The organism is Cupriavidus sp. DF5525 (assembly GCF_040149425.2).
Taxonomy (GTDB): Bacteria; Pseudomonadota; Gammaproteobacteria; order Burkholderiales; family Burkholderiaceae; genus Cupriavidus; species Cupriavidus pickettii_A.
The window spans coordinates 3,798,892-3,820,815 of record NZ_CP168265.1; the positions used below are offsets into that span (position 1 = coordinate 3,798,892).

At 66.7% G+C, this 21,924-nt stretch carries 18 protein-coding genes; 8 read left to right on the forward strand and 10 right to left on the reverse strand.

The genetic code is table 11. The annotated features are described in order from the left end of the window. Window positions 1-69: 69 nt before the first annotated feature. From ABNX08_RS17750 to purN, 4 genes are all read right to left on the reverse strand, one after another. Complete coding sequence (locus tag ABNX08_RS17750; protein ID WP_349606287.1) at window positions 70-1,260, reverse strand: acyl-CoA desaturase; 1,191 nt, start codon at window positions 1,258-1,260, stop codon at window positions 70-72. A gap of 389 nt (window positions 1,261-1,649) precedes the next feature. Further along, the gene (locus tag ABNX08_RS17755) at window positions 1,650-3,044 is read right to left on the reverse strand and encodes a mechanosensitive ion channel domain-containing protein (RefSeq protein WP_349606289.1); all 1,395 of its coding nucleotides are present in this window, start codon (window positions 3,042-3,044) and stop codon (window positions 1,650-1,652) included. Between the two features lie 63 nt (window positions 3,045-3,107). After that, window positions 3,108-4,523 (reverse strand): RsmB/NOP family class I SAM-dependent RNA methyltransferase, encoded by a 1,416-nt coding sequence (locus tag ABNX08_RS17760; protein ID WP_022536465.1) that lies wholly within the window; start codon window positions 4,521-4,523, stop codon window positions 3,108-3,110. Continuing rightward, the gene (gene purN / locus ABNX08_RS17765) at window positions 4,520-5,188 is read right to left on the reverse strand and encodes a phosphoribosylglycinamide formyltransferase (RefSeq protein WP_349606290.1); all 669 of its coding nucleotides are present in this window, start codon (window positions 5,186-5,188) and stop codon (window positions 4,520-4,522) included. The genes ABNX08_RS17760 and purN overlap by 4 nt, the downstream gene beginning before the upstream one ends. Before the next feature lie 265 nt (window positions 5,189-5,453). Between purN and ABNX08_RS17770 the strand changes: the two genes are divergently transcribed. Then, window positions 5,454-6,113: a response regulator transcription factor gene (locus ABNX08_RS17770; RefSeq protein ID WP_022536467.1), complete on the forward strand. Its 660-nt coding sequence runs from the start codon at window positions 5,454-5,456 to the stop codon at window positions 6,111-6,113. A 43-nt stretch (window positions 6,114-6,156) separates the two neighbouring features. On the opposite strand, the gene ABNX08_RS17775 is transcribed toward ABNX08_RS17770, so the two are convergent. Then, a complete protein-coding gene (locus tag ABNX08_RS17775) occupies window positions 6,157-7,875 on the reverse strand; it encodes a hybrid sensor histidine kinase/response regulator (protein ID WP_349606333.1) in 1,719 nt (572 codons plus the stop codon). A 358-nt stretch (window positions 7,876-8,233) separates the two neighbouring features. On the opposite strand from ABNX08_RS17775, the gene ABNX08_RS17780 reads away from it, so the two are divergent. The 6 genes from ABNX08_RS17780 (at window position 8,234) to dut (ending at window position 15,691) form a co-directional block, all read left to right on the forward strand. Continuing rightward, on the forward strand, window positions 8,234-9,229 hold the full coding sequence (locus tag ABNX08_RS17780; RefSeq protein ID WP_041681144.1) for a bifunctional riboflavin kinase/FAD synthetase: 996 nt from the start codon (window positions 8,234-8,236) through the stop codon (window positions 9,227-9,229). A gap of 126 nt (window positions 9,230-9,355) precedes the next feature. After that, complete coding sequence (ileS, locus tag ABNX08_RS17785; RefSeq protein ID WP_349606292.1) at window positions 9,356-12,238, forward strand: isoleucine--tRNA ligase; 2,883 nt, start codon at window positions 9,356-9,358, stop codon at window positions 12,236-12,238. Next, window positions 12,238-12,777, forward strand: coding sequence for a signal peptidase II (gene lspA, locus ABNX08_RS17790; RefSeq protein WP_022536471.1), 540 nt, complete (start codon window positions 12,238-12,240; stop codon window positions 12,775-12,777). The genes ileS and lspA overlap by 1 nt, the downstream gene beginning before the upstream one ends. Window positions 12,778-12,883: 106 nt before the next feature. Further along, entirely contained in the window at window positions 12,884-14,086 is a 1,203-nt protein-coding gene (gene coaBC / locus ABNX08_RS17795; RefSeq protein WP_349606293.1) for a bifunctional phosphopantothenoylcysteine decarboxylase/phosphopantothenate--cysteine ligase CoaBC, read from the forward strand. A gap of 14 nt (window positions 14,087-14,100) precedes the next feature. Further along, window positions 14,101-15,126, forward strand: coding sequence for an LLM class flavin-dependent oxidoreductase (locus ABNX08_RS17800; protein ID WP_022536473.1), 1,026 nt, complete (start codon window positions 14,101-14,103; stop codon window positions 15,124-15,126). A 64-nt stretch (window positions 15,127-15,190) separates the two neighbouring features. Then, window positions 15,191-15,691, forward strand: a complete 501-nt coding sequence (gene dut, locus ABNX08_RS17805) for a dUTP diphosphatase (protein WP_349606294.1) — start codon at window positions 15,191-15,193, stop codon at window positions 15,689-15,691. 56 nt (window positions 15,692-15,747) lie between these two features. On the opposite strand, the gene ABNX08_RS17810 is transcribed toward dut, so the two are convergent. From ABNX08_RS17810 to clpS, 4 genes are all read right to left on the reverse strand, one after another. Then, window positions 15,748-16,596, reverse strand: a complete 849-nt coding sequence (locus ABNX08_RS17810; protein WP_022536475.1) for a VOC family protein — start codon at window positions 16,594-16,596, stop codon at window positions 15,748-15,750. 49 nt (window positions 16,597-16,645) lie between these two features. Next, window positions 16,646-17,656: a tripartite tricarboxylate transporter substrate binding protein gene (locus ABNX08_RS17815; RefSeq protein WP_349606296.1), complete on the reverse strand. Its 1,011-nt coding sequence runs from the start codon at window positions 17,654-17,656 to the stop codon at window positions 16,646-16,648. Between the two features lie 164 nt (window positions 17,657-17,820). Next, window positions 17,821-20,115 carry an ATP-dependent Clp protease ATP-binding subunit ClpA gene (clpA, locus tag ABNX08_RS17820; RefSeq protein ID WP_022536477.1) on the reverse strand — a complete coding sequence of 765 codons (2,295 nt, stop codon included), beginning with the start codon at window positions 20,113-20,115 and terminating at the stop codon, window positions 17,821-17,823. Continuing rightward, entirely contained in the window at window positions 20,112-20,438 is a 327-nt protein-coding gene (clpS, locus tag ABNX08_RS17825; protein WP_010814998.1) for an ATP-dependent Clp protease adapter ClpS, read from the reverse strand. Before clpS ends, clpA begins: the two co-directional genes overlap by 4 nt. 525 nt (window positions 20,439-20,963) lie before the next feature. Here clpS and ABNX08_RS17830 point away from each other — a divergent pair. Then, a complete protein-coding gene (locus ABNX08_RS17830; protein ID WP_010814999.1) occupies window positions 20,964-21,170 on the forward strand; it encodes a cold-shock protein in 207 nt (68 codons plus the stop codon). Between the two features lie 230 nt (window positions 21,171-21,400). Here the strand turns inward: ABNX08_RS17830 and ABNX08_RS17835 are convergent, their stop codons facing one another. Next, window positions 21,401-21,862: a VOC family protein gene (locus tag ABNX08_RS17835; protein WP_349606299.1), complete on the reverse strand. Its 462-nt coding sequence runs from the start codon at window positions 21,860-21,862 to the stop codon at window positions 21,401-21,403. Between the last annotated feature and the right edge of the window lie 62 nt (window positions 21,863-21,924).

Below are 21,924 nucleotides of genomic sequence, written 5' to 3' on the forward strand. Positions count from 1 at the left end.
AGTTTATCTAAAACAAAAGCCCCGCCATGGGCGGGGCTTTGTCAAACCATACGGCGCGGCCGAATTGTATCAGGCGTAGCGGCGCAGGCGCAGCGAGAAATCGTGCAGCGCCTGGATGCCACTGGCCTCGGCGCGATGGCACCAGGCCTGCAGCTGCTGCAGCAGCTGCTCACGCGTCAGGTTGGAACGGCCCCAGATGGCGGCCAGTTCGCGGCGCATTTCCACGAAGGTCTGCAGCGCCTTGTTCTGTTCGACGATGCTGGCGAGCTGCTCGCGCTGGGTCGCGGCCAGCTTGGTTTCCTCGCGGTGAAACCACTTGCTGGCGGGCTTGAAGCTGCGGTACTCGGCCACGCCGCCTTCCTTGAGCTTGTCCAGTTCCTGGCGGAACGCGCCCTTGACGGCCTTGGCGTAGCGCGCCATCACGTCATAGCGGTTGGCGATGATGGCTTCCAGCGTGTTGTGGTCGACCGGGCGGGCTTCCACCAGGCGCGCCTTCGGCGGAGTCTTCTTGACCTTGGCCAGGCCGACCGCCTGCATCGCTCGGATATAGCCCCAGCCCACGTCGAACTCATACCACTTGATCGAGAACTTGGCCGAAGTCGGGTAGGTGTGGTGGTTGTTGTGCAGCTCTTCGCCGCCGATGATCAGGCCCCACGGCGACACGTTGGTCGACGCATCTTCGCAATCGTAGTTGCGATAACCCCACCAGTGGCCCAGGCCATTGATGATGCCGGCGGCATGGATCGGGATCCACAGCATCTGCACCGCCCAAACCGACATGCCGATCACGCCGAACAGCGCCAGGTCGATGATCAGCAGCAGGCCCACGCCCTGCCAGGTGAAGCGCGAGTACACGTTGCGCTCGATCCAGTCGTTGGGGCAGCCATGGCTGAACTTGGCGACGGTTTCCTTGTTCTTGGCTTCGGCGCGATACAGCTCGGCGCCTTCCAGCAGCACCTTGCGGATGCCACGGGTCTGCGGGCTGTGCGGATCGTCTTCCGTTTCGCACTTGGCGTGGTGCTTGCGGTGGATCGCGGTCCACTCGCGCGTGACCATGCCAGTGGTCAGCCACAGCCAGAACCGGAAGAAGTGTTGGGCAATGGGGTGCAGATCCAGCGACCGGTGCGCCATGCAGCGGTGCAGGAAGATGGTGACGCCGGCGATCGTGATATGCGTCATCACGAGCGTGTAGATGACGATCTCCCACCAGGTCCAGTTGGCAAGGCCATTGGCGGCCCAGTCAAGAATAGTGTCGAACAAACTGTTCTCCGTCGATTAAACAGGGACTTTCCCGTGCAGGCCGGCGGATGGCCGGTGCACACAACGCGCAGAAAAAAATAGCTGCGAATCTATTGATTGCGATAGCTGTCTGGCGCGTGCCGCGGGACCCGAAGTCGCTCCGGGCTCCCTGGCACACGAGTCTGGCGCCGGCCGTGGCTGGCGGGACAAGGTACGAGCCGCTGCAATCTGGCGGCTGTGTCTGATGTGGGGAGCGGGATGCGCGCAACCCGCGACAACCCGGCATTCTACCGGATCGTCGAAGTTGCATGCATACGCTGTTACCCGGATTTGGACGGGGCGCAACGCTTTTCGTTCCTTGGGGTGGCGCATGCGGCGCCCACCCAAGGTCGATCGGGCGCTAGTGACGCCTAAGGTGCATTTGCAGCTTCAGGCAGTTCGGCTGGCCGTGCCGCAGCGGTCATGCCGGGTAGCGGCGTGTCGCCCAGCACCCTCACCTCGCGCTGCGGATACGGGATCGAGATACCGTGGTCGCGCAGCGTGCGCCAGATGGCGCGGTTCATTGCCGATTGCACCCCCAGCTTGCCGCTCTGCGGGTCGGCGATAAAGACCGCAACCTCATACTCGATGCCGCTGTCGGCGAACATCACCAGGAAGGCGGCCGGCTCCGGGTCGCGCAGCACGCGCGGCAGGTCGCGCACGCAGGCGGTCAGCAGCGCGATCACGGTTTCCGGGTCGGCGTTGTAGTCGGCCTGCACGCGTGTCGCCACGCGCACATTGGTGTTCGAGAACGAATGGTTCTGCACCGACTGGGCCACCAGTTGCTCGTTCGGCACCAGTGTCTCGCCGTCGCCGTTGCGTACCACGGTGTAGCGGGTGCGGATCTGCGACACGATGCCGGTGTACTTGTCCACCGTGATCTGGTCACCCAGCTTGACCGAGCGGTCCAGCAGGATGATGAAGCCGGAGATGTAGTTGCTGGCGATCTTCTGCAAACCCAGGCCCAGGCCGACACCGAGCGCGCCTCCGAACACCGACAGGACAGTCAGGTCGATGCCCACCAGCGACAGGCTCAGCAGCAGCGACACCAGCAGCAGCAGCGCCTTGGAGATGCGCGTCAGCACCACCTTCAGGTTGACGTCCAGGTTGTTCGAGCGCATCAGCCGCTCTTCCAGCCACGAGCCAAACCACATCGCCACCAGCACCGTCAGCAGGATCCACACCGCCGCCATCAGCGTGTCGGCCAGGCTGATCTTCTGCTTGCCGCCGATCGAGAAGCGCACGGCCTCCATCCACCCGACCACGTCCGACAGCACGCCCAGCACGTAAAGCGCCATGCCGACCCACACCAGCGTGGTCAGCACCTTTTCCACCAGCAGCAGCATGCCGTGCAACTGGCCGCTGCCGGACATGACCCGGCGCAGGATATAGAAGGTGAAGTTCAGGGCGGTGATGCCGAACAGCGGCACCAGCGCGAGGCGCAGCACGCTGATCGGGATCAGCGACTCCAGCGCGAAGCGGGCGATCATCACCAGCACCCAGCCGGCCAGCGGGAACATAGCCCGCTCCAGGCTGGCGGCGGCAAAGCGCACCGAGAAGCTGGAGCTTTCGTAGCGGGCTTCGAGCCGCCGCACGACATAGCGCGCCAGCGGCCAGGCCACTAGCAGGCAGCCAGCCAGGACCAGCAGCTGCCAGAAGAAGCCCGGGCCGCCTGCGTCGCGGATCAGGTCGTCCAGCATCTTGCCGAACGTCGAATGGGAGGCTTTCAGGCCGCCGCCCAGGCCGGACAGGGTTTCGCCGTTCATGGAGAATTCAGGGGTTGGCGCAGGCCGGCCGCCCGCAAACCAGTGGGCGGCCGGCGGCGCGCTTCAGCTGGTGCGTTCCAGCACTGCGGCGAAGAAGCCGTCGGTCTGGTGCAGGTGTGGAAAGAGCGCGAACATGGCGCTATCTGCCGACAATCCGGGGACTTCGATCTTCTGTTCGGCGAGCACTTCGCTGGCTGGCACGAGGCGGAAGTTGGGGTGCGCGGCAAGGAAATCGCGCACGATCGCTTCGTTTTCGGCTTCCAGCACGCTGCAGGTGGCGTAGACCACGCGGCCGCCGCCCTTGACCAGGCGCGCGGCCGAATCCAGGATCGCACTCTGCTTGGCGGTCAGCTCCAGCACCGATTCTGGCGACTGGCGCCACTTCAGGTCAGGGTTGCGCCGCAGCGTGCCCAGCCCGCTGCACGGCGCGTCCACCAGCACCCGGTCGGCCTTGCCGGCCAGGCGCTTGATCTTGGCGTCGCGCTCGGAGTCGATCAGCACCGGATGGACGTTGGACAGTCCGCTGCGCGCCAGCCGCGGCTTGAGGTTGGCCAGGCGCTTCTCCGATACGTCGAAGGCATAGAGCCGGCCGGTCGAGCGCATCGCCGCGCCCAGCGCCAGCGTCTTGCCGCCCGCGCCCGCGCAGAAGTCGACCACCATCTCGCCGCGCTTGGGTGCCACCAGGTTGCACAGCAGCTGGCTGCCCTCGTCCTGCACTTCGACCAGGCCGTTGACGAAGATCGGCAACTGGTTCAGCGCCGGCTTGCCGGTCATGCGGATGCCGGCCGGCGCCATCGGCGTGGACTCGGCGCCCAGGCCGGCGGCCTGCAGCTCGGCCAGCGCCGCCTCACGGCTGGTCTTGGCCAGGTTGACGCGCAGGTCCAGCGGGGCCGGGCGCAGCCAGGCATCGCCCAGCGCCGCGGTGAAGGTCTCGCCATGCTGGCGCACCAGTTCGTCGTACAGCCATTCTGGCAGGTTGGCACGTACGCGCGGCGCCAGGCTCGAGCGCTCGATCGTGGTCAGCCGGTCCAGCCATTCGGCCTCTTCGGGATGCAGGAACGGCGACAGCACGTCGCGCCCCAGCGTCGCGGCCAGGCCCAGCAGCGCCAGCCGGCGCGAGGTCGCGCCCGTGCCGCTTTCGGCAAACTGCGCAAACTCCACGCGCCGCCGCAGCACGGCGTAGATCGCCTCGGCGATGATGCCGCGCTCGCGGTGGCCGAGCTTGCTGTTCTCGCGGAAGTAGTAGCTCACCACGGCATCGGCCGGGCGGGCGAACAGCATCACCTTGCCGAGCAGCCGGTCGATATGCTGGATATGGGTGGCATGCAGCCCGCCGTGCACGCGCGGCGCGCCGTCCCGGCCGGCGTTGGCCGGCTTGCGGATGGGACTGCCCTTGCCCTTGCTGCGCACGGGCGCGCGGCCCTCGCTGCGAGCGGGTCGGGTTCCTGCGGGTCGGTTTCCTGCCTCGTTGCGACTCATGCCTTGACTCCTTCCGCCCGGGTATTGGCGGAGATGGCCATCAGCAATTGCGGCTCGGCCGGGTTGATAACGTTGACTACGCCGTCCTGCAGTTGCAGGCGGTCCTCGACAAACCATTGCACGGCGCGCGGATAGATCACATGCTCGCATTCGAGCAGGCGCTCCGCCAGGCTCTCGGGCGTATCCGTCGGCCGCACGTCCAGCGCGGCCTGGATCACAATCGGGCCGTGGTCCAGTTCGGGCGTGACGAAATGCACGGTGGCGCCGTGCAGCTTGACGCCGGCGTCCAGCGCCTGCTTGTGAGTGTTCAGCCCGGGGAAGCAAGGCAGCAGCGAGGGATGGATATTGAACAGCCGGCCCGCGTACCGGTCGACGAAGCCGGGGGTCAGGATGCGCATGAAGCCCGCCAGCACCACCAGGTCGGGCGCGTAGGCGTCGATGGCCTCGGCCAGTGCCGCGTCGAAGGCGGCGCGGTCAGGGAACTGGCGATGGTCGACGACCCCGGTTTCGATGCCTTGCTGCTGTGCGAACCGCAGCCCGGCGGCATCCGGCCGGTTGGACAGCACCGCTGCCACGCGGGCGGGCCAGCCACCTCCCGCGCAGGCTCGGACGATGGCTTCCATATTGGAGCCCCGCCCGGAAATCAAGATGACAATTTTTTTCATCGCGCAATTCTACCAAGGCAAGGCGCTAAACTCCGGTAAAGCTAACCCATTAGGTACTTAATTCACGAGATTCGGAAAGGACGCGATGCCTCTAACATGTGGTGGCGGCGCCGTATACCCCCGATTGATGGATTGTGACGCTTCGCCCCCTCTGCTAGAGTGGGCCCTACGTCCACGCGCCAAACCTGTGCATGGCAGTACGACACAGTGCTCGCGTAGAGCTGGTGACAACAAGGACGAAACGGGAAATTAGACGGGAATTCGCATGTCGAACGCTGCACCGACGTTGTTGGTGGTCGATGATCATCCCATGGCTTTGTCAGGCACTACGGCGTTCCTCGCCGAAGTGATGCCGGATGTGGCGGTACACGCCGCCGGCAGTGCCCGCGAAGCCCTGGCTAGCTTGCAAGAGGGGCTTCGCCCCGACATCGTGCTGCTGGATATCTGGCTGAACGACGGCACCGGCTTCGATGCCATGCAGTCGTTCAAGACCGTGATCCCCGGCGCACGCTTTATCTTCATGTCCGCCGAGGCCACGCCGGAGATCGTGGGCCGCGCCCGCGCGCTGTCGGCCTGCGGCTTCGTCGGCAAGCACCTGGACGCCAACGCCTTTACCGCGGCGGTGCGCAAGGTGCTGGCGGGCGACACCTCCTTCCCTACCGATGAAGCGCTGAACGGGCACGCGCAGTCGTTCGGGCCCGCGCACGGCATTCCGGTCACGCCGGCTGAGCTCGGCCTGACGCCGCGCCAGGGCTCGGTGCTGGCGCTGGTGCTGGAAGGACTGCCGAACAAGGTGATCGCGCGCCGGCTGGGGCTGACCGAGAACACGGTCAAGGAACACGTGTCGGCCATCCTGCAGCGCCTGGGCGTGCGCACGCGCATGCAGGTGATGTCGCGGATGGAACGCTTCCGCCTGCGGCAGTAAGCATCAGCGGCGCCGGCATCGCCGGCGCTTTCGCCCTCTCCTCCTACGCCGGGCGCAGCCAGCGCCGCAGCAGCATGCGCAGCGAAGCCGGGTCCACCGGCTTTGGCAACACGAAATACCCCGCCTCTTCCGCCGCTGCCAGCGCGGCCGACTTCAGGTCGCCGGTCAGCAGCGCGCTGCGCGCCTGCGGCTGCGTGTTCTGCCAGCGCTCCAGCAGGTCCAGCCCGTTTTCACTGCCCGGCAGGCGCAGGTCGCAGAAGATGATGTCCGGGCGCAGGCCCTTCGCGAACAGCTTGTCGGCTTCGGCGCCGTGCGCGGCGCAGGCCACGCGGATGCCCCACGCTTCCATCAGCGCAATCCAGGCTTTGCGGATCTGGCTGTCGTCGTCGACCACCAGCACCGTGCCCTGCAGGCGATCGGGCTTGGCTTCCTCGGCCTGCGCCATGGCGCGCATCTCGCGCACGCTGGCCACGGTCTCGGCCGGCACCGGCGCCAGCGCGAACCAGAACACCGAGCCCTTGCCCGGCACCGAGCGCACGCCATAGGTGCCGCGCATCAGCCGCACGCACTCCTTGAAGATCGCCAGGCCCAGGCCCAGCCCTTGTGACGGGTCGCGCTGCGGGTTGTTGACCTGGTAGTAGGGCGAGAAAATTTCCGGCAAGTGCTCGGGAGTGACGCCGGCACCCGTATCCCACACCTCCAGCCGCACATGCTTGCGGCGCTGGCGCGCGTTCACCAGCACGCCGCCACGCTGGGTGTAGCGCAGCGCGTTCTGCACCAGGTTGAACAGCGCGCGGCGCAGCAGCACCGGCTCGGCCATCGCATATAGCTCGTCGGGCACGCGCGGCGTCAGCGTCAGGCCGCTTTCGCGCGCGTCGGCGGCAAACTGGCTCATCACGTCGCGGATCAGCGCGCCCAGCTCGCACGGCTCCAGCGTAGGCAGCACCTTGCGCCCTTCCAGCTTGGACAGGTCCAGCAGCGAGCGGAACAGCAGGTCGATGGTCTGGGTGCCGGCCGCCACCTGCTCCACCAGCGGATGCAGCGCCGAGGACTGGTTGCGCGCGCGCAGCGCCTCCACCAGCATCACCAGCGCATGCACCGGCTGGCGCAGGTCATGGCTGGCTGCTGCCAGGAAGCGCGACTTTTCCTCGCTGGCATGCAGTGCGCGCTCTTTCTCTTCCTGGAATTGCTTGGCCAGGCGGCGGCTGTCGCCTTCGAGCTGGATCGCGCGCACCAGCGTGACCTGCAGATTGAAGGCATGGCGCGACAGCATCAGCGCGTAGATCACCAGCAGCCCCTGTACATAGGCGCCATGGCCAGGGAAGGCGAACTCCGCCATCAGGATATTGGGCACCAGGATCGGCACCCCGGCGTAGACCAGGTTGGACGGCACCGGCGCCTGCGACACCGCGCCGCCCGCGATCACCCCCAGTGTCAGCAGGTACAGCACGCTGGAGAACACCGCCGAGCCTGTATACAAATGCAGCAGCGCCGAGCTGCCCCAGGTCACGCCGGTCAGGAACGCAACCGCGCGCATATTGTTCCACCACTTGCGCGTGTGCGCGGAGCGGCTCATCGAGGCGCTGTCGCGCTGGTAGCCGTAGTAGAACCACAGACCACCGGCGGTCAGCAACAGCATCACCACGCACCAGCCCAACAAGGCAGCATGGCTCACGTCATCCCAGAATCCGAGGGCAGTTAGCGCGGGCAGCAGCACCGAGGCCACGATTGCCGTCGGCGAGTTCTTGTGCACGATGGCCATCAGCTTGGCGCGCGTTTCAACGTCAAGCTGGGCGGTCGCCTGGGGCAGGATTCGGGGCAGGAGCCGGGGGAAGAACCGGTTGGGCGGCGCGTCGTTCAAGTGTGACTGGCTTGGAATGGCGGTGTCGGGGATCAGCGGGGCCGAATATATCGAGTTTTTGTCGTTCTTCCCGGAGTGATGCTTAGGTTACGCCGAGGTGACGCATATCATGCCGCCTTTTGCAGCATCGCGCCATGCCGCGAGGGCCGGTTGCGGCACAAAAACAGCAGCACGGGGCCGGCCACCGGCCGCGGGAGCGGCAAGCCGACCCATTCGCCTTATAATGCCCGCTTTACCTGAAAAGTTTCCCGCCGTCCCCGTGAAAGTCTTCCGCGGCCTGCCCAACGCCGAAAGCCGGGCGCCCTGCGCGCTCACCATCGGCAATTTCGACGGTGTGCATCGCGGCCACCAGTCGCTGCTTGCGCGCGCGCGCGCGGCTGCCGACGCGCGCGGCCTGCCGCTGTGCGTGATGACCTTCGAGCCACATCCGCGCGAATTCTTCACCCCGGACAAGGCCCCCACGCGCATCGCGCTGCTGCGCGACAAGCTGGAAAGCCTGCGCCGCAATGGCGTGGACCGCGTGGTGGTGGAGCATTTCAACGCCCACTTTGCCGGCCAGTCGCCGCAGGAATTCGTGGAGAACGTGCTGTGGCACGGACTGCACGCGCGCTGGGTGCTGGTCGGCGACGATTTCCGCTTCGGCGCCAAGCGCGCCGGCGATGTTGCCTACCTGCAGGAAGCGGGCCGCCGCTACGGCTTCGATGTCGAGCAGATGGGCTCGGTGTCCGAAGGCGGCATCCGCATCTCCAGCTCGGCAGTGCGCCAGGCGCTGGCCGACGGCGACCTGGAGCACGCGCGGCGCCTGCTGGGCCACGGCTATGCCATCAGCGGCCACGTGATCCACGGACGCAAGCTGGGCCGCGACCTGGGCTTCCCGACGCTGAACCTGCGCATCTCGCACAAGCGCCCCGCGGTCAACGGCATCTTTGTCGTGCAGGTGCACGGTATTGCCGAGCACCCGCTGCCGGGCGTGGCCAGCATCGGCGTGCGCCCGACCATCGAGGACGCCGGCCGGGTGCTGCTGGAAGTCCACCTGTTCGACTTCAATGAAAGCCTGTACGGCAAGCTGGTGCGGGTGGAGTTCATGAAGAAGCTGCGCGACGAGGCACGCTTCGACAGCCTGGAAGAACTGACCGCCGCGATCGCCAAGGACAGCGCCGAAGCGCGCGCCTTCTTCGGCCTGACCGCGCCGGGCGCGGCCGAAGGCGCGGGCGGCCGCGACTTCGCCACCTCCGCCACCGACCGAATTAGCTAGCGGCCGGCGCCCGCCCACGCACGCTGTTGCGCGGGCCCCGGTTCGCATGCCGCCTGCCCCAGTCTTCACGCGCGCCCGCCGGCCTGTCGCCGGCCGCGCGCCAACCGAATTGCTCCGAGAATCGAAATGTCCGACGACAAACGCGCCAAGCCCGAGAAGAACAAATACCCCGTCAACCTGCTCGACACGCCCTTCCCGATGCGTGGCGACCTGCCCAAGCGCGAGCCGCAGTGGGTCAAGCAGTGGCAGGACAAGCAGATCTACAAGAAGATCCGCGCGGCGCGCAAGGGTGCGAAGAAGTTCGTGCTGCACGACGGCCCCCCGTATGCCAACGGCGATATCCATATCGGCCACGCCGTCAACAAGGTGCTCAAGGACATGATCATCAAGGCGCGCGGCCTGAACGGGCTCGACGCCGTCTACGTGCCGGGCTGGGACTGCCACGGCATGCCGATCGAGATCCAGATCGAGAAGCAGTTCGGCAAGGGCCTGCCGGTGCAGGAGGTCCAGGCCAAGGCGCGCGCGTACGCGACCGAGCAGATCAAGCGCCAGATGGTGGATTTCGAGCGCCTGGGCGTGCTGGGCGACTGGGACCACCCCTACCTGACCATGAACTACAGCAACGAGGCGGACGAGTTGCGCGCGCTCGGCAAGATCATGGAGAAGGGCTATGTGTTCCGCGGCCTGAAGCCGGTGAACTGGTGCTTCGACTGCGGCTCGGCGCTGGCCGAAGCGGAGGTCGAGTACAAGGACAAGGTCGACCTGTCTATCGACGTGGGCTTCCCGTTCGCGGAAGCCGACAAGCTCGCCCACGCGTTCAAGGTGCCGTTCGACCAGCTCGACGGCAAGGCGGGCTGGATCGTGATCTGGACCACCACGCCGTGGACCATCCCGAGCAACCAGGCGCTGAACGTGCACCCGGAGGTCGAGTACGCGCTGGTCGAGACGCCGCGCGGCTACCTGATCCTGGCCACCGAGCGGGTCGAGGAACAACTGAAGATCTACGGCCTGGAAGGCAAGGTCGTTGCCACCACCACCGGCGCGGCGCTGTCGGAGATCCGCTTCCACCATCCGCTGGCCAAGATGGACACCGGCTATGACCGCCTGTCGCCGGTCTACCTGGGCGACTATGTCACCACCGACACCGGCTCGGGCATCGTGCACTCGGCACCCGCCTACGGCGTGGAAGACTTCCAGTCGTGCAAGGCGCACGGCATGCCCGACTCGGACATCATCAGCCCGGTGATGGGCAACGGCGTCTACGCCGGCACGCTGCCGCTGTTTGGCGGGCTGTCGATCTGGGACGCCAACCCCAAGATCGTCGAAGTGCTGCAGGCCTCGGGCAACCTGTTCAACTCGCACAAGTACACCCACAGCTACATGCACTGCTGGCGCCACAAGACGCCGATCATCTACCGCGCCACCTCGCAGTGGTTCGCCGGCATGGACGTGGACCCGGCCGACAACGGCCCCAGCCTGCGCGAGACCGCGCTGGCCGGCATCGACGCGACCGAGTTCTACCCGGCCTGGGGCAAGCAGCGCCTGCACAACATGATCGCCAACCGCCCGGACTGGACGCTGTCGCGCCAGCGCCAATGGGGCGTGCCGATGGCCTTCTTTGTGCACAAGGAAACCGGTGCGCTGCACCCGCGCACGCCCGAGCTGCTGGAAGAAGTGGCCAGGCGCGTCGAACAACACGGCATCGAGGCCTGGCAGACGCTGGAACCGGCCGAGTTGCTGGGCGACGAGGCCAGCCAGTACGAGAAGAACCGCGACACGCTGGACGTGTGGTTCGACTCCGGCACCACGCACTGGACCGTGGTCCGCGGCTCGCACCGCGACGACCTGTACGACGCGACTGCCGATGAAGCCGACGGCCGCCTGGCGGACTTGTACCTGGAAGGCTCCGACCAGCACCGCGGCTGGTTCCATTCGTCGCTGCTGACCGCTTCGATGCTGTATGGCAAGCCGCCCTACAAGGCGCTGCTGACGCACGGCTTCACCGTCGACGGCGAGGGCCGCAAGATGTCCAAGTCGGTCGGCAACACCGTGGCGCCGCAGGACATCACGAACAAGATGGGCGCCGAGATCATCCGCCTGTGGGTGGCCTCGACCGACTACTCGGGCGAGCTGTCGATCTCGGACGAGATCCTCAAGCGCGTGGTGGAAAGCTACCGCCGCATCCGCAACACGCTGCGCTTCCTGCTGTCGAACCTGTCCGACTACGACCACGCGAAGCACGCGCTGCCGGCCTCCGAATGGCTGGAGATCGACCGCTACGCCGTGGCGCTGACCGATCGACTGCAGAAGGAAGTGCTGTCGCACTACGAGGCCTATGAATTCCACCCGGTGGTGGCCAAGCTGCAGACCTTCTGCTCGGAAGACCTGGGTGGCTTCTACCTGGACGTGCTGAAGGACCGCCTGTACACCACCGCGCTGGATTCGAAGGCCCGCCGCGCGGCGCAGAACGCGCTGTACCACATCACCCAGGCGATGCTGCACTGGATGGCGCCGTTCCTGTCGTTCACCGCCGAGGAAGCGTGGCAGGTGTTCGCCCACGGCACCGAGCACGCCGATACCATCTTCACCAGCACCTACTACACGGTGCCCGAAGTGGACGACGACTCCGACGACCTGCTGCAGAAGTGGCACACGTTGCGCGAAGTGCGCGCGGAAGTGACCAAGCAGCTCGAAGCGGTGCGCGTGGAAGGCGAGATCGGCTCGTCGCTGCAGGCCGAGCTGACGATCCAGGCCGGCGGCCCGGTGCTGGAAGCGCTGCAGAGCCTGGGCGACGACCTGCGCTTCGTGCTGCTGACCTCGTCGGCCAAGGTAACGCACGCGCCCGAGGCCGGCGACCTGCTGGTGACGGTGACCCCGTCGGCGCACGCCAAGTGCGAGCGCTGCTGGCATTACCGCGCCGATGTCGGCCACAACCCGGACCACCCCACCCTTTGCGGGCGCTGCGACAGCAACCTGTTCGGCGCCGGTGAACACAGGAGCCATGCCTGATGGCATCGACCACGTCCCGCTCATCCCGTTCATCCCGGCCGGCGCGCCGCGGCAGCAGCGCCGCCAGCAACACCACCCCGCTGCTGTGGCTGGCCTTCGCGCTGCTGGTGGTGGTGCTCGACCAGTTCTTCAAGATCGTCATCGTGCGCACCTTCACCTATGGTGAATCGCGCCCGGTGACGAGCTTCTTCAACCTGGTGCTGGTCTACAACAAGGGCGCGGCGTTCAGCTTCCTGGCCGATGCCGGTGGCTGGCAGCGCTGGTTCTTTACCGGGCTGGGCATCGTCGTGGGGGCGTTCATCGTGTGGCTGCTGTACCGCCACACCGGGCAGCGGCTGTTCTGCTTCGCGGTATCGCTGATCCTGGGCGGCGCGGTCGGCAACGTGATCGACCGCGTGATCTACGGCCACGTGGTCGACTTCCTGGACTTCTACGTGCGCAACTACCACTGGCCGGCCTTCAACGTGGCCGACTGCGCGATCACGGTCGGCGCGGTGCTGCTGATCGTGGATGAGTTGCGACGGGTGCGGCGGCACTGAGTGCCATCTGACCTTAGCAGGTGACGCCGGGGCCGCGAACGCGGCCCCGGCGTCATCCGCGCCCAGCCGGTATCATGCCGATTCACACCTTTTGACGAGCCTTTCCATGGATTTGCGCGGCAAGCACATCGTTCTCGGCCTGACCGGCGGCATCGCCTGCTACAAGTCGGCCGAACTGGTCCGCCTGCTGACCAAGGCCGGCGCCACCGTGCAGGTGGCGATGACCGAGGCGGCGACGCACTTCATCACGCCGGTCACGATGCAGGCGCTGTCGGGCCGCCCAGTGTTCCTGTCGCAGTGGGACGCCCGCATCGACAACAACATGGCGCATATCGACCTCTCGCGTGAGGCCGACGCCATCGTCATCGCTCCCGCCTCGACCGACTTCATGGCACGCCTGGCCAACGGCCTGTGCGACGACCTGCTGAGCACGCTGTGCATCGCGCGCGACTGCCCGCTGCTGGTGGCGCCTGCGATGAACCGCCAGATGTGGGCCGCGCCCGCCACCCAGCGCAACGCCGCACAGTTGCGCGCCGACGGCGTAATGATCCTGGGTCCCGGCAGCGGCGACCAGGCCTGCGGCGAGGTCGGCGACGGCCGCATGCTGGAGCCGGAAGAGCTGCTCGACGACATCATTGCCTTCTTCCAGCCCAAGCCACTGCAGGGCAAGCGCGTGCTGATCACCGCCGGTCCGACCTTCGAGGCGATCGACCCGGTGCGCGGCATCACCAACCTGTCATCGGGCAAGATGGGCTTCTCGATCGCGCGCGCGGCACGCGAGGCCGGCGCCGAGGTGCTGCTGGTGGCGGGCCCCACCGGCCTGCCGACACCGCGCGGCGTGGTGCGCACCGACGTGCGCAGCGCGCAGCAGATGCATGACACGGTGATCGCGCAGCTGCCCGGCGTGGACATCTTTGTCGCCGTCGCCGCCGTGGCCGACTGGCGCCCGGCCGAGGTCTCGCAGCAGAAGCTGAAGAAGGCCAACGACACCGACACGCCCACGCTGCAGTTCGTGCAGAACCCCGACATCCTCGCCACCGTCGCGGCGCGTGCCGACGCGCCCTACTGCGTCGGCTTTGCCGCCGAGAGCGAGAACCTGGAGCAGTACGGCGAGCAGAAGCGCCAGCGCAAGGGTGTGCCGCTGCTGGTCGGCAATATCGGTCACCATACCTTCGGCCTCGACGACAACGAGATCGTGCTGTTCGACGCCGCCGGCATGACGCGCTTGCCGCGCGCCGACAAGCTGTCGCTGGCGCGCCAACTGGTCGCGGCCATCGGCCAGCGCCTGCCCGGGCGCGCGCGCCCCTGATCGCGGAGGCTGCCATGTCCGGGAACAAACCACGCCTGCGTCTGTCGGTGCTCGACCAGAGCCCGGTGATCGCAGGACACACCGCACGCGATGCGCTGGCGGCCACCGTCGAGCTGGCACAGATGGCCGACGCGCTCGGCTACACCCGCTACTGGTGCGCCGAGCACCACGGCCTGCACGGCGTCTGCAACCCGGCGCCGGAAGTGATGCTGGCCCGCTTGGGCAGCGTCACGCAACGCATCCGGCTGGGCTCGGGCGGCGTGATGCTGCCCTATTACAGCCCGTTCAAGGTGGCGGAGCAGTTCCGCATGCTCGAAGGCCTGTTCCCGAACCGGATCGACCTCGGCGTGGGCCGCGCGCCCGGCGGCGACATGCGCACCGCGCAGGCGGTGGCGATGGGCCAGTACGACCGCGGCGCGCAGTTCGAGGAACAGGTGCGCGACCTGTCCATGCTGCTGCGCGGCGAAGTGCCGCCCGGCCACCTGGCCGAGGGCGTGCTGCTGCAGCCGGTGATCGACACGCAGCCGGAGCTGTGGGTGCTGGGGTCGAGCGACTACGGCGGTGCGCTGGCGGCCCGACTGGGCCTGCGCTTTGCCTTCGCACACTTCATCAACGCGCATACTGGCCACCTGGTGGCGCAGCAATACCGCAACGATTTCACGCCTGGCTACGATGCGCAGCCGTACAGCGCCGCCGCCATCTTCGTGATCTGCGCCGACACCGACGCGGAGGCCGCCGAACTGGAACGCGCGGTTGACCTGCGCCGCCTGCAGATGGCGTACGGCGTCAACGCGCCGATCCCGTCGCTGACGCAGGCCGCCGAGTTCTCGCCCACCGAGCGCGACCGCCTCGTGATCGAACGCGAACGCCCGCGCACCATCTGCGGCACGCCCGAACGCGTGGCCGCGCGCATGGAAGCCTTGCGCGAGCAGTTTGCCGCCGACGAGCTGATCGTGCTGAGCGTCACCGCCAGCTATGCGGCGCGGCTGCGCACCTACGAACTGCTGGCGCAAGCGTTTGCGCTGGACGGCGCGGCCTGAGCCGCGCGTCCGGTATCATGCGCGGCTGCCGACCTGTCTGTTGAACCGAATTCCCGAGATTGCCATGACCCAGCCACTGAACCCGACCGTCGAAATCAAGGTGCTCGACGCACGCCTGAACGAATGGGGCCTGCCCGCCTACCAGAGCGAGATGGCCGCCGCCATCGACCTGCACGCCTGCGTCGACGCGCCCGTGTCGATCGCACCGGGCACCGCCGCGCAACTGGTGCCGGCCGGCATCGCCGTGCATATGGGCAACCCGTACATGGCCGCGACCATCGTGCCGCGCTCGGGGCTGGGCCACAAGAAGGGCCTGGTGCTGGGCAACTCGATCGGCGTGATCGATGCTGACTACCAGGGGCAGATCATGGTCAGCGTGTGGAACCGCAACGCACCCGGCACCGAGCCGATCGTGATCCAGCCGGGCGAGCGCATTGCGCAGATGATGTTCGTGCCGGTACTGCGGCCGGTGTTCTCGACGGTGGAAGAATTCAGCGAGGACAGTGCGCGCGGCGCGGGCGGATTTGGCTCGACGGGCGTGCATCTCGCCAAGGCCGGCGCCTGACGCTGCGCCTCTCGCACGAGAAAAGACTGGCGCCCTCAGGGGCGCCAGTTTGCCTTTCAGCCCTGCTGCTCGAACAGCAGCGCCACGCCACTGGCCGCCTCGGCCGGCACCAGCGTCTCGCGCGGGCCCAGGTCGTGGGTCGGCACACCCTCGGCGCGCCAGCCAGCTCGCGCCGCGGCCAGGTCATCGGTGCGCAGGCGGATTGCCGCATAGCCCGGCCTGTCGCGCCGCACATAGGCGGTCCCGGTGGCAGACGCCAGCGCCTGCGGCGTGCTGACCACCAGCGTGGCGTCGTCCAACGCCAGGCTGCAGACATGCTCGCTGAGCTGCGTCAGTTCGCCGCCGGTCAGTTCCGCATAGGCCCGCGCCGCAGCATCGACCAGTGCGGGCGCCACCACCAGGAACATGGTCGCGATGCTTTGCGCGCCGTTGGCGTGCGCAGTCCACTCGGGCCGCCACAGCAGCTCCGGCGTGCGATGCTCGCAAACGAAGTAGCGCGCGCCCGGCGCATCGTCCAGCGCGGTCACGCGGAAGGTGGCGGGATGCTCGCTGCCATCGTCCAGCCGCACCGGGCGCGAGAACTCGATCGGATCCGAGGTATGCCAGCCGGACCCGCGCAGCCGTGCCGCCGTGGCAAAGGCGTCCGCGCTCTTGCACGACATCGCCGCGCAACCGCCCACGCGCGTCTGCGCATCCCAGTAGTACTGGCGGCTGGGAGTGGGCGCGGTGACGTGCAGCAGCTCGATATAGTCGCGCCGCAGCATGATGCAGTGGTTCTGCGATCCGAGCGTGTGATAGCCGCGCGGCGTCAGCGTAAAGCCGAGCCGGCGCCAGGCTTGCGCTGCGGCATCCAGGTCTGGGCACACCACTACGGCGTGGTCGAACATTTCCGGTTCCGTTGCCATCGACTTCCTTTAAGTCTCTAGCGGCGGCGCGCTTGCGCGCCGGTCGCCGTCATTCAAACTGGATATTGGCCTTGCGCGCCACCGCCTGCCATTTGTCGTGCTCGTGGCGCACCAGGTTGCCGAGCTGGGCCGGGCTGCCGCCCACGATCTCGAAGCCTTGGGCGGCCAGCGCATCGACCACGCGCGGCTGGCGCAGCGATTCCACCAGTGCGTCATGGATGCGCGCGACCGTCTCCGCCGGCAGGCCCGCCGGGCCGAACACGCCGATCCAGGAGTATGCCTCGAAGCGCTTGATGCCCTGCTCGGCCACGGTCGGCACCTGCGGCAGCTGGCGCAAACGGCTGGTACCGGTCACGCCCAGAACCTTGATGGTGCGGGCGGCCACATGCGCCTGCACTGCAGCATAGCTGCTAAAGAAGATATCGACCTCGTTGGACAGCACCGCCTGCACCGCCGGGCCACCGCCCTTGTAGGGCACGTGCAACATGTGCACGCCGGCTTCGGTCGCCAGCGCCTCGGCCGCGAGCTGGTTCAGGCTGCCGATGCCGGACGAGGCATAGCGCACGCCATCGGGCTTGGTCTTGGCCAGCGCCACCAGGTCGCGCACATTGGCCGCTGGCAGCGACGGATGCGCGGCGATCACCAGCGGGAAGCGCACCAGCTGTGAGATCGGCGCAAAATCGCGGAAGGTGTCGTAAGGCAGCTGCTTGTAGGCGAAGGGATTGATCGCGTGCGTGTCGAAGGCCATCAGCAGCGTATTGCCGTCCGCCTTCGCGCGCGCCACGGTGCTCGACGCGATCAGCCCGCCGGCGCCCGGCTTGTTGTCGACCACCACGGTCTGACCCAGCGCCGCCTTCAGGCCGGGCTGCAGCTGCCGGGCGACGATGTCGACACTCCCGCCCGGCGGGAACGGCAGCACCATCGCGATCGGGCGATTGCCCGCCAGCGCCTCGGCCGCGGTGGCGGCAGCGGCGGCATGCAACATCGGGACGGGCATGGCGCCCAGCGGCAGGATCTTGAGCAGCAGGCGGCGGCGCCGCGTGCGTTCGGCAGAGGACATCGGGTATTTCAGGCGTTGGCAGCCGCAAACCCGGGCCCGACGGACACGGCCGGCGACCGCCGGGACAAAAGAAAAGGGCGGCATGACTGCCGCCCCCCTATTTTGCCCGATGATCGGCCACGTTGCAGGCAACGCGGCCGATAGCCGGCCAGGCACTTCCGCGGTCAGGCTTCGGCGCGCTGCTCTTCCGGCGCCTCTGGCGGTTCCGGCTCGATCTCGGAGAAATCGAGCTTGATCTGGTTCTGCTCGTCCAGGTCCACCACCACCTTGCCGCCCGAAACCAGCCTGCCGAACAGCAGCTCGTCGGCCAGCGCCTTGCGGATCATGTCCTGGATCAGGCGCTGCATCGGGCGCGCGCCCATCAGCGGATCGAACCCCTTGTGCGCCAGGAACTTGCGCAGCTTCTCGCTGAAGCTGGCTTCCACCTTCTTCTCGTGCAGCTGCTCTTCCAGCTGCATCAGGAACTTGTCGACCACGCGCAGGATGATTTCCTCGTCCAGCGAGCGGAAGCTGATGGTGGCATCCAGCCGGTTGCGGAATTCCGGCGTGAACATGCGCTTGATGTCGGCCATCTCGTCGCCCTGCTCGCGCGAGCCGGTGAAGCCGATGGTGGCGCGGTTCATGGTCTCCGCTCCCGCATTGGTGGTCATGATGATGATCACGTTGCGGAAGTCGGCGCGCCGGCCGTTGTTGTCGGTCAGCGAACCATGGTCCATCACCTGCAGCAGGATATTGAAGATATCCGGATGCGCCTTCTCGATTTCGTCCAGCAGCAGCACGCAGTGCGGCTTCTTGGTGACGGCCTCGGTCAGCAGGCCGCCCTGGTCGAAGCCGACATATCCCGGCGGCGCGCCGATCAGGCGGCTCACCGCGTGGCGTTCCATGTACTCGGACATGTCGAAACGCAGCAACTCGATGCCCATGATGAAGGCCAGCTGCTTGGCGACTTCGGTCTTGCCCACGCCGGTCGGACCGGAGAACAGGAACGAGCCGATCGGCTTGTCGGTCTTGCCAAGCCCGGCACGCGACATCTTGATGGCAGACGACAGCGCCTCGATCGCCGGGTCCTGGCCGAACACCACCGACTTCAGGTCGCGTTCCAGCGTCTGCAGCTTGCTGCGGTCGTCCTGGTTCACGCTCTGCGGCGGGATGCGCGCAATGCGCGAGACGATGTCCTCGATCTCGCCCTTGCCGATGGTCTTCTTCTGCTTGGACTTCGGCAGGATGCGCTGCGCCGCGCCGGCTTCGTCGATCACGTCGATCGCCTTGTCCGGCAGGTGGCGGTCGGTGATGAAGCGGGCCGACAGCTCGGCCGCGGCGGTCAGTGCCGAGGCCGCGTACTTGACGCCATGGTGCTCTTCGAAGCGCGACTTCAGGCCGCGCAGGATCTGCACGGTCTGGTCCACCGAGGGTTCGACCACGTCGATCTTCTGGAAGCGCCGCGACAGTGCCGCGTCCTTCTCGAAGATGCCGCGGTACTCGGTGAAAGTGGTCGCGCCGATGCACTTGAGCTGGCCCGACGACAGCGCCGGCTTGAGCAGGTTGCTGGCGTCCAGCGTCCCGCCCGAGGCGGCGCCCGCGCCGATCAGCGTGTGGATCTCGTCGATGAACAGGATCGCGTTGGGATTGTCCTTGAGCGACTTCAGCACGCCCTTCAGGCGCTGCTCGAAATCACCACGGTACTTGGTGCCGGCCAGCAGCGCGCCCATGTCGAGCGAGTAGACGGTAGCCTTTTCCAGGATGTCCGGCACCTCGTTCTTGGTGATGCGCCACGCCAGGCCCTCGGCGATCGCGGTCTTGCCGACGCCGGCCTCGCCCACCAGCAGCGGGTTGTTCTTGCGCCGGCGGCACAGCACCTGCACCACGCGCTCGACTTCGCTTTCGCGGCCGATCAGCGGGTCGATCTTGCCGGCCTTGGCCAGCGAGTTCAGGTTCTGGGTGTACTGCTCGAGCGGGCTTTCCTTGCCGTCGCCACCCTCGCCCTCGCCAGCCGCATCGCCATGCTTGGCGGGCTCGGACTGGTCCTTGCGGATACCGTGGCTGATGAAATTCACCACGTCCAGGCGCGTCACGCCCTGCTGCTGCAGGTAGTAGACCGCGTGCGAATCCTTCTCGCCGAAGATGGCGACCAGCACGTTGGCACCCGTCACTTCCTTCTTGCCGTTGGAAGTGGACTGGACGTGCATGATCGCGCGCTGGATCACGCGCTGGAAGCCTAGCGTGGGCTGGGTATCGACCTCGTCGGTACCCGGGACCACAGGCGTGTTGTCCGCAATGAAGTTCTTAAGGCTGGTGCGCAGGTCCTCGATATTGGCCGCGCAGGCGCGCAAGACTTCAGCTGCCGTGGGATTGTCGAGCAATGCCAGCAGCAGATGCTCCACGGTTATGAACTCGTGGCGTGCCTGCCTGGCTTCGACGAATGCCATGTGCAGGCTCACTTCCAATTCTTGCGCAATCATGCTTCCTCCATCACGCACTGCAGGGGATGCCCCGCCTGCCGCGCGTGCGTTGACACCAGCTCGACCTTTGTCGCCGCAATATCCCTGGTGTAGATACCGCAGACGCCCTTTCCTTCCCGGTGCACGGTGAGCATGATCTGCGTCGCCGTTTCCCGGTCCCTGCTGAAATACTGCTGCAGGATCATCACTACAAACTCCATCGGAGTGTAGTCGTCATTAAGCAGCACCACCTTGAACATGGCAGGCGGTTTGAGCGCCTGCTCTTTACGCTCCAGGATGGTGCCTGCTTCGCGTTGTGGGACATTCGCAAGCCGTGTAGCCATGGCTTTATTCTAACCCTTACTCGCAACTCTGCAATTTGGGGAAAAGGCGCCGGATTCAAGAGCCGGGTCGCCGGATTCCTGTGGTGAAAAGGCGCAGGCATTTACGCCGGAGCGCGCCGGAGGCATTGAAAAGCACGTCGCGGATGCCGTCGGGACAGCCCGCACGGCTTGCCTGGCGCCAGCCGTCACGGTACCACCAGGCGTCGTCCCATTCCCACCACACCCTGCGCGCAGTGGGGATTCCGCCAGCTTGACAGTATCCGGCTTTGCCAGAAGAATCGATCGCACACCTGCCACCGGCCACCGAGCCAAAGCAACAAGCCAAAGGCAGGTGATCCGTGAGCAGGGAGGCCCACGGCCCGCGGCGGCGAGTCAGCTTCGAGACTGGCCGCCACGCGATTTCACCTCGCCGCGCGTCATCGCCGGCCGCAAGTCAGTACGCGGCCGGTCATGGCGCCGCAGTTCGTGTCATCTGGCTGGCGTGGCTTCCCCGCTTTGAAATCTGCTATTTCGTTGGGGGAGTATATGGCAAGCGGTATCGTCAAATGGTTCAATGACGCCAAGGGTTTCGGGTTCATCAAGCCGGACGAGGGCGAAGAAGAACTGTTTGCGCACTTTTCGGCTATCCAGATGTCCGGCTTCAAGACGCTGAAGGAAGGTCAACGCGTCTCGTTCGAGGTGGTGCAGGGCCCTAAGGGCAAGCAAGCCACCAACATCCAGGACGCCAGCTAAAGCGCGCCGCGACCGCATCCCGGCCGTCAGAGCCGCGAGCGGTCAACCAGGGTGCGGGGGGAGCTCCCCCGGGACGGGATCGCTGCCAGCGTCCGCCTTGCCGCCACCGGCGGCCGGGCAGGCGCTGGCGCGCACCAGCAGCACGCACCGCATCCGACAGAAAGCCCGGCCTCGTGCCGGGCTTTCTGGCTTGGGGCCCTGGCCTTTGCTCCGCGCCGGTCCGCGCCGGCTCAGGCCCAGCCTTCGATCTTCAGCCCGCTGGCCTGCTCGGCCTCTTCCTTTGTGACCTTGCGCACAGTTTGGCCGAAAGTCCAGACATGGCCCTCGGGGTCCCGGGCTGTATAAGACCGGTCGCCGTAGAACTCGTCCTGCGGTTCGCGCACGATCACCGCGCCCGCCGCGCGGGCGCGCGCGCAATGCTGGTCCAGCCCTTCCTGCAGGTGCACATGCACGGTCTGCGTGTTCTTGCCGTCGACCGACGCGGGGCTGGCGGTGAAGTCCGCCCATTCGCTGCCGACCATCAGGTAGCTGTCACCGAAACGCATCTCCGAATGCACCAGCTGCCCCTTCTGGTCGCGGATCACCATGACGCGCCGGAAGCCGAAGGCGTTTTCAAGCCAGTCCAGCGCCTTCACCGGATCCTTGTAGAAGAGGGCCGCGCCAAAGGCGGTACGGCGGAAGGGATCGTCCATGTCAGTCTCCCCGGGCCCCAGGCCCGTCAGTTCAATCCCAGACGTTCTAGGCAAGGCCGGCG